Below are 11436 nucleotides of genomic sequence, written 5' to 3'. Positions count from 1 at the left end.
ACCGCTTTACAGGGGTTGGCCCCCCCTGACGGCTGTGTATACTTACCGCCATTTTAACGCCCTGGAACCTCCTTGATGGTTGATCACCTGATTGCATTTGCCACTGCCCACTATCTGCTCGTGGGTGCCTTCGTCATCCTGCTGGCGCTGCTGATCGCTCACGAAATGAGCCGTGGTGGCCGCAGCCTGAGCACGTCGGAGCTGACCTCGCTAGTCAACAAGGACGAGGCCGTTGTGGTGGACATTCGCCCGGCCAAGGATTTCGCCGCCGGCCACATCGTCGGTGCCCTGAACATTCCCCAGGACAAGCTGATTGCGCGCCTGCCGGAGCTTGAGAAGCACAAGGCCAAGACCATCATCCTGGTCGATGCCCAGGGCCAGCACGCCGGCACCCACGCTCGCGAAATGCTCAAGCTCGGTTTCACCGCCGCCAAGCTGTCTGGCGGTATCGGCAGCTGGAAGGCCGATAACCTGCCGCTGGTGAAGTGATATGAGCCAGGTTGTCGTGTATTCCAGCGATTATTGCCCTTTTTGCATTCGAGCCAAGCAATTGCTTCAGAGCAAGAAGGTGGCCTTCGACGAGATCAAGGTCGATGGCAAACCTCAACTGCGCGCCGAAATGGCCAGGAAGGCTGGCCGCACGTCGGTCCCGCAGATCTGGATCGGCGACACACATATCGGTGGTTGCGACGACCTGTTTGCCCTTGAGCGCGGCGGCAAGCTTGATGCGCTGCTCGCCTGACTCCCAACCCCTAACAGCCCCCAAGATCAAGGACCTGCGATGACTGACCAACAGAACACCGAAGCAGCAGAAGCCCAAGGCCCACAATTTTCGCTGCAGCGCATCTACGTGCGTGACCTGTCGTTCGAAGCGCCGAAAAGCCCTGCCATCTTCCGTCAGGAATGGACCCCAAGCGTTGCGCTGGACCTGAACACCCGTCAAAAAGCGCTGGAAGGCGACTTCCATGAAGTTGTGCTGACCCTGTCGGTTACCGTCAAGAACGGTGAAGAAGTGGCCTTCATCGCCGAAGTGCAACAGGCCGGTATCTTCCTGATCCAGGGCCTGGACGAAGCGTCCATGAGCCACACCCTGGGCGCGTTCTGCCCGAACATCCTGTTCCCGTATGCCCGTGAGACCCTGGACAGCCTGGTTACCCGTGGCTCGTTCCCGGCACTGATGCTGGCTCCGGTGAACTTCGATGCGCTGTACGCGCAAGAGCTGCAACGCATGCAACAGGAAGGCACGTCGACCGTTCAATAAGTCGATGCTGTAAAAATGTGGGAGGGGGCTTGCCCCCGATTGCAGTGGGTCAGCTACAGATAAGCTGGCTGATCCACCGCTATCGGGGGCAAGCCCCCTCCCACATTTGTTATGTGTGTTATTTGAAATCGAGTTGGCGCCAGCCTTCGTACACGGCAACGGCTACGGTATTGGACAGGTTCAAACTGCGGCACCCTTCGCGCATTGGCAGGCGCAGGCGATGACCCTCGGGCAGCGCGTCGAGCACCTCGGTCGGCAGACCACGGCTTTCCGGGCCGAACAGGAACGCGTCGCCGTCGGCAAAGCTGGCATCATGGAAGGGGCGTGAACCCTTGGTGGTGAACGCGAACAGCCGTGGATGGCCCAAGCTGTCCAGGCAACTGGCAAGGTCGGCATGGCGCTTGAGCGTGGCGTACTCGTGGTAGTCCAGCCCGGCGCGGCGCAGGCGCTTGTCGTCCATGTCGAAGCCCAGAGGCTCGATCAAATGCAGGTGGCAGCCACTGTTGGCGCACAGCCTGATAACGTTGCCGGTATTCGGCGGAATTTCTGGTTGAAAAAGGATGACGTGAAACATGCACGGCTCCGAAGGCAAAGATGCGCTGCATTCTACCCCTGAAGACGATCCGAGGCCGAAGCTATTGCCGCGTGTGATGGGCTCTTTGGCCATTGTTGGCCTGATGGTGGGGTTGATGATTGGTCGCCTGACCATTCCGGACCCGGTGGAGTTGCTGCGGGTGGAGACTGTCGCTGACGGCGTCGTGGTGTGGTTCAACCGCGAGCCCAAGCTGCATGGCGAACACATCGACGGCACTGTGGCACTGCTGTTCGGCGCGCAGGGCAAGTCTGCCGGAGGGCAGTTGCAGGTCAATGAAAGTCTGGTGAACTGGCGCGTGCGCAAGACCGATGGTGGCCTGCTGCTGAACCTGGTGTCGGCTCGGCCGTTGCGCGGGGAGTGGAGGGGCGAGCCGTTCGACGACCGCTGGCGGTTGGAGGTCCATCTCCAGGAGCAATAAAAGAGGGAGTTCCCGGCCTGCCTGTACCAGGGCTCCCAAAACGGGGTGAAGCCATAGGCTTCGGTGTTAAAGAGGGGATTCTCGGCCTGCCTGTACCAAGGTCCCCGAAACTGGGTTGTACAAGGGTTATTGCAGGGCGCGTGCCAGAGTTTGCATAGTTTGCTAAAAGCGTTTGCCAAAAAGCGCAAAGCCCCGGATTACGGGGCTTTGGTGTCTTCAGCTTTAAACTGTTTTTCAATGGCTCTGGTTTTTGGGCGCAGTGTTCATGCCCGATGCCGGTTCATGGTGCATTGAAGCGGTGCACTATCCCGAACTCCATGAAGATCCAATTGTGGGAGGGAGCAAGCCCCCTCCCACCGTTGAACGGTGATGGATGCTGACAAGTATCAGGCGTCATCGCCCTCGTCGTCGTCCCCACCGTCCACCTTCATGCCCAGCTCCTTGATCTTGCGCGTCAGGGTATTGCGCCCCCAACCCAGCAACACGGCGGCGTCGCGGCGGCGACCGGCGGTGTGCTTCAGCGCGGTCTCGATCATGATCCGCTCAAACGCCGGCACGGCACTGTCCAACAGGTTCGACTGGCCACGCGCCAGGGCCTGGTCGGCCCATTGGCGCAGGGCCTGTTCCCAGTTGGTCACCGGGGCCGAATCCTGCGGCAGGCTCAGCAGTTCCGGCGGCAGGTCGCTGATATGCACTTCGCGCCCGGACGCCATTACCGTGATCCAGCGGCAGGTGTTCTCCAACTGACGCACGTTACCCGGCCACGGCAGGTTCTTGAGGTATTCCTCGGTCTCGGTTTTCAGCAACTTCGGCTCAACCGCCAGCTCAAGGGCGGCGCGGCTGAGGAAGTGGCGCGCGAGGGTGGGGATGTCTTCGCGACGGTCCGACATGCGCGGAATATGGATGCGGATCACATTGAGGCGGTGGAACAAGTCCTCACGGAATTTGCCCGCATGCACCAGGGTTTCCAGGTTCTGGTGGGTCGCAGCGATGATGCGCACATCCACCTTGACCGGCGTGTGCCCGCCAACCCGGTAGAACTCGCCGTCCGCCAGTACGCGCAGCAGGCGGGTCTGGGTATCGGCCGGCATGTCGCCGATCTCATCGAGGAACAGCGTACCGCCGTCAGCCTGTTCGAAGCGTCCGCGACGCAAGTTGGCCGCGCCGGTGAACGCGCCTTTCTCGTGGCCGAACAGTTCGGATTCCATCAAGTCCTTGGGGATGGCGGCCATGTTCAACGCAATGAACGGCGACGCTGCCCGTGGGCTGTGACGGTGCAGGGCGTGGGCCACCAGTTCCTTGCCCGTGCCCGACTCACCGTTGATCAGCACGGTGATGTTGGAGTGGCTCAAGCGGCCGATGGCGCGAAACACTTCCTGCATCGCCGGCGCTTCGCCGATGATTTCCGGGGTGCGGGTCAGGGCCGGTGGTGCTTCCTGATTCTGCTGTTCCTGGGCGTGCTGGTTGGCGCGCTTGACCAGCGCCACCGCCTCATCCACGTCGAACGGCTTGGGCAGGTATTCAAACGCGCCGCCCTGGTAGGAGGCGACGGCGCTGTCCAGGTCCGAATGCGCGGTCATGATGATCACCGGCAGGCGCGGGTGCTGTTCGCGAATCCGCGCCAGCAGGTCCAGGCCGCTGGCGCCGGGCATGCGGATGTCGGAGATGATCACGTCGGGCTGCTGACGCGCCAGGCGGCTCATGACGCCGTCGGCGCTGTCGAAGCTCTGGGTGGTCATGCCTTCCTGTTGCAAGGCTTTCTCCAGGACCCAGCGGATAGAACGGTCGTCATCGACGATCCAGACAGTTTCACTACGGCTCATGTCGATGGGGCTCCTTGTTCCAGTGGCAGAAAGATCGAGAACGTGGTGTGGCCGGGATGGCTCTCACATTCGATCAGGCCCTGATGCTGGCTGATGATGTTCTGGGTAATGGCCAGGCCCAGCCCGGTACCGTCCGGGCGGCCGCTGACCATGGGAAAGAAAATGGTGTCCTGCAGGTCTGCAGGAATGCCCGGGCCGTTGTCTATGATCTCGACCTTGGTGACCAGGCGATGGCGTATGTGGCCGATGGTGAACTGACGCAGGGCGCGGGTGCGCAGGCTGATACGGCCCAGGCGCAGCTCGTTCTGGCTGCTGATGGCCTGCATGGCGTTGCGCACGATATTGAGTACCGCCTGGATCATCTGTTCACGGTCGATCAATACGTCGGGAATGCTCGGGTCGTAGTCGCGCACCAGCGTGATGCAGCCCTGGCTTTCGGCCTCGACCAGTTGGCAGACGCGCTCGAGCACTTCGTGCACGTTGGTCATCGCCAGGGACGGCAGCTTGTTGGAGCCGAGCATACGGTCCACCAGATTGCGCAGGCGGTCGGCCTCTTCAATGATGACGTTGGTGTAGTCCTTGAGATGCTCCTCGGGCAGCTCGCGTGCCAGCAGCTGCGCCGCGCCGCGAATGCCGCCGAGGGGGTTCTTGATCTCATGGGCCAGGCCGCGCACCAGCATCTTGCTGGTTTCCTGCTTGGACAGCTGGGCTTCTTCCTTGGTGATACGCAGCAAGCGATCACGCGGGTGCACTTCCAGCAGCAGCAGGGTGGCGCCGTTGCTCAGGATGGGGGTTACGGCGTAGTCGACGGTCAGCGTCTGGCCGGTGAGGGCGGTGAGCATCGCTTCGCGCTTGGTAAACGGGTGTGCCTGCTCGACCGCCTGGCGCAACGAGCTCAGGGCTTCGGCCGACTCGGTGAACAATTCGCTGATGAACTGCCCATGGCTGCGCTGGCCGCTGATGGCCAGGAGCATCTCCGCCGCGGGGTTCATGTACTCAAGACGCAGGTCGGCATTGAGCAGGATGGTCGCGGTGGTCAGGTTGTCGAGTAACAAACGGTGCAGTGCATCGCTGATGGTCATCGGGACCTCTTTTGGAGCAAGGCGCAGGCTTGAGGCACACGCTGATACAAGGAAAATGCAAAAACCAAACCAAGGCTCCGAAAAGAAGCGCGCAGGCCCTGAAATAGGGGGTTCAGGCGCGAAAGTGTGGCGTTCTGCCAGCTTGAGCGGGAAGTTTCGAACCAAAATGGGGTCGGAGAATGGGTAGGGTGCAAACTGTCGCACTAATATAGTGCGATTTTGTGAAGGTTGTTCAGGAAGGTGTCAGAGAGGGTCCTGAATGCATACAGTCCAATGTAGGAGGGAGCAAGCCCCTCCCACATTTTTAATCGGGTTACAGGCCTAGCCTTTGTACATGCACAACTCGGCCGTGGCGCGGATCATCGCCAGTTGGCGCAGCGGATCATTGAGCGGTTCGTGCACGGCTTCGGCCAGCCATTGCGGGCATTGCGGGTCCGTGCGCTGAGGGGTGAAGTCAGCCAGTTGCTTGAGCAGACTCTTTTGCAGCTCGTCCAGTTGCGGGCGGATTTGCTTGACCAGGTCCGGGCGCGGATCGTCAGGCGCCTTGCCCTGGAACTGCCAGTCGGACAAGTGGGTGTACTGCACCAGTTTGTTCGCTTCGATCTGTGCCGAGAAGAACTGCTCGGCGGCGGCAGGGTCGAGCTTGTAGCTCGGTGCCTGGGCGACAACGCTGGCGATCACTTCCTGCTCGCGCTTCTTGTCTTCCACAGGCTTGTGGCTGTCCCACTTGCTCAGGGCCACCTGGTCGGCAATCTCCAGGCGCTCGGCGATGCTGTTGAGCAACGGCTCAAGGGTGGGCGGCGCGGCACTGGCGGTGGCGCTGGCAAACATCAAGGCAAACAAAAATCGTACTTTCAAAGGTGATCTCCTTGTGGGAGGGGGCTTGCTCCCGATGGCGGTGGGTCAGGTTATACAGGTATTGCCTGACGCTCTGCCATCGGGGCAATCCCCCTCCCGTATTCTTCATGCTCAGGCAAAAAAAAGACCTCCGAAGGAGGTCTTTTTTCATCACGCCACCTTAAGCGGCGCTACCGGATCAGCAGCTGTAGTACAGCTCGTATTCCAGTGGGTGTACGAAGGTGCGCACCTTGATTTCTTCAGCGCTCTTGAGCTCGATGTAGGCATCGATGAAGTCGTCGCTGAACACGCCGCCTTTGGTCAGGAACGAACGGCCCTTGTCCAGCTCTTCCAGCGCCTCTTTCAGGCTGCCGCACACCTGCGGGATTTCCTTGGCTTCTTCAGGCGGCAGGTCGTACAGGTTCTTGTCGGCGGCGTCGCCAGGGTGGATCTTGTTCTGGATGCCGTCCAGGCCAGCCATGACCAGCGCAGCGAAGGCCAGGTATGGGTTGGCAGCCGGGTCCGGGAAGCGGGCTTCGATACGGCGAGCGCGCGGGCTGGACACGTAAGGAATACGGATCGAAGCGGAACGGTTGCGCGCCGAGTAGGCCAGCATGACCGGTGCTTCGAAACCTGGGACCAGACGCTTGTAGGAGTTGGTCGACGGGTTGGTGAAGCCGTTCAGGGCCTTGCCGTGCTTGATGATGCCGCCGATGAAGTACAGGGCGGTGTCGGACAGGCCGGCATAGCCTTCGCCGGCGAAGGTGTTCTTGCCATCTTTGGCGATGGACAGGTGAACGTGCATGCCCGAACCGTTATCGCCATACAGAGGCTTTGGCATGAAGGTCGCGGTACGGCCGTAGGCAACGGCGGTGTTGTGTACGCAGTACTTCAGGGTCTGAACTTCGTCAGCCTTGGCTACCAGGGTGTTGAACTTCACACCGATTTCGTTCTGGCCGGCAGTGGCCACTTCGTGGTGATGCACTTCGATGACCAGGCCCATGTCTTCCATGGCGTTGCACATGGAGGTACGGATTTCGTGGTCGTGGTCGAACGGTGGCACCGGGAAGTAGCCGCCTTTGATGCCTGGACGGTGGCCGTGGTTGCCGCCTTCCACGTCCTGGTCGGACATCCAGGAGCCTTGTTCGGAGTAGATCTTGAACATCGAGCCGGAGATGTCGGACTTGAACTTCACTTGATCGAAGATGAAGAACTCTGGCTCCGGGCCCACGAATACGGTGTCACCGATACCGGTCGACTTCAGGTATTCCTCGGCACGCTTGGCGATCGCACGTGGGTCGCGGTCGTAGCCTTGCATGGTCGAAGGCTCGATCACGTCGCATACCAGGATCAGGGTAGGCTCTTCGGTGAACGGGTCGAGGACGGCAGTGCTGTCGTCCGGCATCAGGATCATGTCGGAAGCTTCGATGCCCTTCCAGCCGGCAATGGAGGAACCGTCGAACATTTTGCCTTCTTCGAAGAACGCATCATCCAGCGCATCGCGAGCCGGCATGGTCACGTGGTGCTGAGTGCCTTTTGTGTCCGTGAAGCGCAGATCAATCCATTTAACGTCATGATCTTTGATGAGTTGAACCGACTTCGACATGGTGTCCTCCGGGGTGGCTTCGGGCTGGGGTAGTGGAGTTAGCCCTTGGAATGTGGGTGATGCCGGCGCGGATAGTCCGCCATGGCAACCTGCCTCACAAGAGAGCAAATTGCATGCCAGTGCGCCAACATGGGTTTTGTGTTCCAAATGCGACCCTATAAAGGTGCATAGCGACAAATGCCAAAAAGCGGCGCACTGCAATGTAGCGTTTTGCGGCGGAGATGCACGTATTTGGTGCGCGGTGAGTGCAGTGCATATTAACTGGTTAAACCTTGAGCGATTTCCGCTATAATCCGCGCCCCCCTTTTTCAGCAGGCCCGGCACGCGCTGTTTCCATGAAATTAATCGTAAAAGTCTTCCCCGAAATCACCATCAAGAGCCGACCGGTACGGATGCGTTTCATCCGTCAGTTGGCCAAGAACATCCGTGCCGTGCTCCGCGATCTGGACCCGGCTGTGGTGGTCAATGGTGTGTGGGACAACCTCGAGCTGGAAACCCGCCTGACCGACGCCAAAGCCCTGAAGGACATGACCGAGCGCCTGAGCTGCATGCCGGGTATCGCGCATTTCCTGCAGGTGGACGAGTACCCGCTGGGCGACTTCGATGACATCACCGAGAAGTGCAAGCTGCACTTTGGCGGTGAGCTCACCGGCAAGATTTTTTCGGTGCGCTGCAAGCGCGCCGGCAAGCACCCGTTCAGCTCCATGGATGTAGAGAAATACGTCGGCAGCAAGCTGCGTCGCGAATGCGGCGCCGCCGGAATTTCCCTCAAGGCGCCGCAAATTGAAGTGCGCATGGAAATTCGCGACCAACGGTTGTTTGTGATCCACAGCCAGCACAACAGCATCGGCGGCTACCCGCTGGGCGCCCTGGAGCAGACCCTGGTGCTCATGTCCGGTGGTTTCGACTCCACGGTGGCGGCCTACCAGATCATGCGCCGCGGCCTGATGAGTCATTTCTGCTTCTTTAACCTGGGCGGGCGTGCACACGAATTGGGCGTGATGGAAGTCGCGCACTTTATCTGGAAGAAGTACGGCAGCTCCCAGCGCGTGCTGTTTGTGAGCGTGCCGTTCGAGGAAGTGCTGGGCGAAATTCTCGCTAAAGTCGATAACAGTCATATGGGTGTGGTTTTGAAGCGTATGATGTTGCGCGCTGCGTCCCGCATTGCCGATCAGTTGCAGATCGACGCGCTGGTGACCGGCGAAGCGATCTCCCAGGTGGCCAGCCAGACGCTGCCCAACCTGTCGCTGATCGACTGCGTGACCGAGAAGCTGGTCTTGCGCCCGCTGATCGCCAGCCACAAGCAGGACATCATCGACCTGGCCGAAGAAATCGGCACCGCCGATTTTGCCAAACATATGCCGGAATACTGCGGGGTCATCTCGGTGAACCCCAAGACCCACGCCAAGCGCAACCGCGTGGAGTACGAAGAACAACAATTTGATATGGCGGTTCTGGAGCGTGCGCTCGAGAACGCCAAACTGGTCCCGATCGATCGAGTCATCGACGAGTTGGGCCAGGATGTGCAGATCGAAGAAGTCAGCGAAGCCCTGGCCGGTCAGATCGTCGTCGATATCCGTCACCCGGATGCCGCCGAGGATGAGCCGCTGGAAATCGCCGGCATCGACGTACAAACGCTGCCGTTCTATGCATTGAACGCGCGTTTCAAGGAACTGGATAACAGCCGTCAGTACCTGCTGTATTGCGACAAAGGCGTGATGAGTCGCCTGCATGCCCACCATTTGCTCAGTGAGGGGCATGCCAATGTGCGCGTTTATCGACCGAGCTAAGAGCCCGGGGCTGTTTGCCTGTGGCCTGCGTCACCGGCCCCCCGACTCTGCCGTCAAGCTGTAACGGCAAGGCCTGACTCTACTGTTAATCGCTGCCACGACCTGTCAGCACACCGAATCCTCTGATCGAGATACACAAGTGATCGAAAATCTACGTAACATCGCCATCATTGCTCACGTTGACCACGGTAAAACCACCCTGGTAGACAAACTCCTGCGTCAATCCGGCACCCTGGAGCGCAACGAGCTCAACGACGAGCGCGTGATGGACTCCAACGACCAGGAAAAAGAGCGCGGTATTACCATCCTGGCGAAAAACACCGCCATCAACTGGAACGGCTACCACATCAACATCGTGGACACCCCGGGCCACGCCGACTTCGGCGGCGAAGTAGAACGCGTAATGTCGATGGTCGACTCCGTGCTGCTGCTGGTTGACGCTCAAGACGGCCCTATGCCGCAAACCCGCTTCGTGACCAAGAAGGCGTTCGAAGCCGGCCTGCGTCCGATCGTGTGCATCAACAAGGTTGACCGTCCAGGCGCGCGTCCGGACTGGGTTCTGGACCAGATCTTCGACCTGTTCGACAACCTGGGCGCCACCGAAGAACAGCTCGATTTCCAGGTGATCTACGCCTCGGCCCTGAACGGTATTGCTGGTCTTGACCACACCGACATGGCTGAAGACATGACCCCGCTATACCAGTCGATCGTCGACAACGTACCGCCGCCGAAAGTTGACCGTGAAGGCCCGTTCCAGATGCAAATCTCGGCACTGGACTACAACAGCTTCCTGGGTGTTATCGGCGTTGGCCGTATTGCCCGTGGCAGCGTCAAGCCGAACACCCCGGTTGTGGCAATCGGCGCGGACGGCAAGAAGCGTAACGGTCGTATCCTGAAGTTGATGGGTCACCACGGTCTGCACCGTATCGACGTTGAAGAAGCGTTTGCCGGCGACATCGTCTGCGTCAGCGGCATGGACTCGCTGTTCATCTCCGACACCCTGTGCCAGCCGGACACCGTCGAGGCGATGAAGCCTCTGACCGTTGACGAGCCAACCGTTTCGATGACCTTCCAGGTGAACGACTCGCCGTTCTGCGGCAAGGAAGGCAAGTTCGTGACCTCCCGTAACATCAAGGAGCGTCTGGACAAAGAGCTGCTGTACAACGTTGCTCTGCGCGTTGAAGAAGGCGACTCGGCTGACAAGTTCAAAGTCTCCGGCCGTGGTGAGCTGCACCTCTCGGTACTGATCGAAACCATGCGTCGCGAAGGCTTCGAAATGGGTGTGGGTCGTCCGGAAGTGATCATCCGTCAGGTTGACGGCGTGAAGCAGGAACCGTTCGAAAACGTCACCATCGACACCCCTGAAGAATCCCAGGGCAAGGTCATGGAAGAGATGGGCCTGCGTAAGGGCGACCTGACCAACATGGTGCCGGATGGCAAAGGCCGTGTACGTCTGGAATACAACATCCCTGCTCGTGGTCTGATCGGTTTCCGTAACCAGTTCCTGACCCTGACCAACGGCGCTGGCATCCTGACCTCGATCTTCGATCGCTACGACACCATGAAGTCCGGCGACATGTCCGGCCGTCAGAACGGTGTACTGGTATCGGTAGAAACCGGCAAGGCGCTGACCTACTCCCTGGAAACCCTCCAGGCGCGTGGCAAGCTGTTCGTTGAACACGGTCAAGAGATCTACAACGGTCAGATCGTTGGTCTGAACAGCCGTGACAACGACATGGGCGTCAACCCAACCAAAGGCAAGAAGCTCGACAACATGCGTGCTTCGGGCAAAGACGAAACCATCGCGCTGGTTCCACCTGTTCGCTTCACCCTGGAGCAGGCCCTGGAATTCATCCAGGACGACGAGCTGTGCGAAGTTACGCCGAAGTCGATCCGCCTGCGTAAAAAGATCCTGGACGAAGGCGAGCGTACCCGCGCTGCCAAGAAATCCAAGAACTGAGTTAACTCAGGCTGAATAAAAACGCCCCCGGTCGAAAGGCCGGGGGCGTTTTTTTGTGCCTGTT

11 protein-coding genes are annotated in these 11436 nt (G+C 59.7%); 6 read left to right on the top strand and 5 right to left on the bottom strand.

Annotated features, from left to right (window positions below; translation table 11 throughout):
- Positions 1-75: 75 nt before the first annotated feature.
- The 3 genes from TU79_RS14200 to secB are packed head-to-tail and all read left to right on the top strand — an operon-like array spanning position 76 to position 1261.
- Positions 76-489, top strand: a complete 414-nt coding sequence (locus tag TU79_RS14200) for a rhodanese-like domain-containing protein (RefSeq protein ID WP_003237494.1) — start codon at positions 76-78, stop codon at positions 487-489.
- A 1-nt stretch (position 490) separates the two neighbouring features.
- A complete protein-coding gene (gene grxC / locus TU79_RS14195; RefSeq protein ID WP_057008562.1) occupies positions 491-742 on the top strand; it encodes a glutaredoxin 3 in 252 nt (83 codons plus the stop codon).
- 39 nt (positions 743-781) lie between these two features.
- Entirely contained in the window at positions 782-1261 is a 480-nt protein-coding gene (gene secB, locus TU79_RS14190) for a protein-export chaperone SecB (protein ID WP_057008561.1), read from the top strand.
- Positions 1262-1379: 118 nt separating this feature from the next.
- On the opposite strand, the gene TU79_RS14185 is transcribed toward secB, so the two are convergent.
- Positions 1380-1835, bottom strand: a complete 456-nt coding sequence (locus TU79_RS14185; protein ID WP_057008560.1) for a tRNA (cytidine(34)-2'-O)-methyltransferase — start codon at positions 1833-1835, stop codon at positions 1380-1382.
- Here TU79_RS14185 and TU79_RS14180 point away from each other — a divergent pair.
- On the top strand, positions 1834-2274 hold the full coding sequence (locus tag TU79_RS14180) for a hypothetical protein (protein WP_057008559.1): 441 nt from the start codon (positions 1834-1836) through the stop codon (positions 2272-2274). The genes TU79_RS14185 and TU79_RS14180 overlap by 2 nt on opposite strands.
- A 386-nt stretch (positions 2275-2660) precedes the next feature.
- Here the strand turns inward: TU79_RS14180 and ntrC are convergent, their stop codons facing one another.
- From ntrC to glnA, 4 genes are all read right to left on the bottom strand, one after another.
- Positions 2661-4097 carry a nitrogen regulation protein NR(I) gene (ntrC, locus tag TU79_RS14175; protein ID WP_057008558.1) on the bottom strand — a complete coding sequence of 479 codons (1437 nt, stop codon included), beginning with the start codon at positions 4095-4097 and terminating at the stop codon, positions 2661-2663.
- Complete coding sequence (gene glnL / locus TU79_RS14170) at positions 4094-5179, bottom strand: nitrogen regulation protein NR(II) (RefSeq protein WP_003237475.1); 1086 nt, start codon at positions 5177-5179, stop codon at positions 4094-4096. The genes ntrC and glnL overlap by 4 nt, the downstream gene beginning before the upstream one ends.
- A gap of 321 nt (positions 5180-5500) precedes the next feature.
- Positions 5501-6037, bottom strand: coding sequence for a chorismate mutase (locus TU79_RS14165; protein ID WP_057008557.1), 537 nt, complete (start codon positions 6035-6037; stop codon positions 5501-5503).
- A 178-nt stretch (positions 6038-6215) separates the two neighbouring features.
- Positions 6216-7622: a type I glutamate--ammonia ligase gene (glnA, locus tag TU79_RS14160; RefSeq protein WP_057008556.1), complete on the bottom strand. Its 1407-nt coding sequence runs from the start codon at positions 7620-7622 to the stop codon at positions 6216-6218.
- Positions 7623-7957: 335 nt separating this feature from the next.
- On the opposite strand from glnA, the gene thiI reads away from it, so the two are divergent.
- Positions 7958-9412, top strand: coding sequence for a tRNA uracil 4-sulfurtransferase ThiI (gene thiI / locus TU79_RS14155; RefSeq protein WP_057008555.1), 1455 nt, complete (start codon positions 7958-7960; stop codon positions 9410-9412).
- 139 nt (positions 9413-9551) lie between these two features.
- Complete coding sequence (gene typA / locus TU79_RS14150; protein WP_057008554.1) at positions 9552-11372, top strand: translational GTPase TypA; 1821 nt, start codon at positions 9552-9554, stop codon at positions 11370-11372.
- Positions 11373-11436: the final 64 nt, after the last annotated feature.

Source organism: Pseudomonas trivialis (assembly GCF_001439805.1).
Lineage (GTDB): Bacteria > Pseudomonadota > Gammaproteobacteria > Pseudomonadales > Pseudomonadaceae > Aquipseudomonas > Aquipseudomonas trivialis.
The sequence above is the reverse complement of the archived record's forward strand: the minus strand, read 5'-3'. Positions and strand labels throughout refer to the sequence as shown.

Bases quoted from the DNA above. Each gene is read 5' to 3' on its own strand.
- glnL (WP_003237475.1), bottom strand. From the start codon at position 5,179: ATGACCATCAGCGATGCACTGCACCGTTTGTTACTCGACAACCTGACC.
- thiI (WP_057008555.1), top strand. From the start codon at position 7,958: ATGAAATTAATCGTAAAAGTCTTCCCCGAAATCACCATCAAGAGCCGA.
- glnA (WP_057008556.1), bottom strand. From the start codon at position 7,622: ATGTCGAAGTCGGTTCAACTCATCAAAGATCATGACGTTAAATGGATT.
- secB (WP_057008561.1), top strand. From the start codon at position 782: ATGACTGACCAACAGAACACCGAAGCAGCAGAAGCCCAAGGCCCACAA.
- grxC (WP_057008562.1), top strand. From the start codon at position 491: ATGAGCCAGGTTGTCGTGTATTCCAGCGATTATTGCCCTTTTTGCATT.
- TU79_RS14180 (WP_057008559.1), top strand. From the start codon at position 1,834: ATGCACGGCTCCGAAGGCAAAGATGCGCTGCATTCTACCCCTGAAGAC.
- TU79_RS14185 (WP_057008560.1), bottom strand. From the start codon at position 1,835: ATGTTTCACGTCATCCTTTTTCAACCAGAAATTCCGCCGAATACCGGC.
- TU79_RS14200 (WP_003237494.1), top strand. From the start codon at position 76: ATGGTTGATCACCTGATTGCATTTGCCACTGCCCACTATCTGCTCGTG.
- ntrC (WP_057008558.1), bottom strand. From the start codon at position 4,097: ATGAGCCGTAGTGAAACTGTCTGGATCGTCGATGACGACCGTTCTATC.